The organism is Blastococcus sp. KM273128, from assembly GCF_021698975.1.
Classification (GTDB): domain Bacteria; phylum Actinomycetota; class Actinomycetes; order Mycobacteriales; family Geodermatophilaceae; genus Blastococcus.
The window spans coordinates 1-472 of the sequence record NZ_SSXA01000187.1 but is presented as its reverse complement, the minus strand read 5'-3'; the positions used below and the strand labels follow the sequence as shown (position 1 = coordinate 472).

At 80.9% G+C, this 472-nt stretch carries 2 pseudogenes; one reads left to right on the top strand and one right to left on the bottom strand.

Annotation, left to right across the window (positions count from 1 at the left end):
- Positions 1 to 97 (bottom strand): annotated as a pseudogene (locus tag E9529_RS23015) (23S rRNA methyltransferase); the annotation flags it as partial.
- Positions 98 to 123: 26 nt separating this feature from the next.
- Here E9529_RS23015 and E9529_RS21520 point away from each other — a divergent pair.
- Positions 124 to 472: pseudogene (locus tag E9529_RS21520) on the top strand (23S rRNA methyltransferase); the annotation flags it as partial.

Below are 472 nucleotides of genomic sequence, written 5' to 3'. Positions count from 1 at the left end.
CCGCGCGTCGGGCCGCGTAGCGCGAGGCGTCGAGCACCACGCCGGTCGCCCGCGGGAGCTCGTCGAGCAGGCGGGCCAGGTGGTGCCCGGTGCCCCCGCGCCGTCGCCCTGCTCGCCTGCCCCGTGTGCACGGCACCCTTCGCCGTCGAGCGGGACGGCGCCGGGTTGCGCTGCGCCGCGGGGCACGCCGTCGACCGGGCGCGGCAGGGGCACCTGACCCTGCTGCCGCCGGGGCGCCGCCCGCCGGCCGGCGACTCGGCCGCCATGGTCGCCGACCGGGTGGCGTTCCTCTCCGCCGGTCACTACGACGGCGTGACGACGGCGCTGGCGACGGCGGTCCTGCCGGGGGAGCCGGCCACGCTGCTCGACCTCGGCGGGGGCACCGGGCACCACCTGGCCCGCCTGCTCGACGAGCTCCCGCGGGCGACCGGCGTGGTGCTCGACGCCTCGCGCTACGCGGCCCGACGCGCGG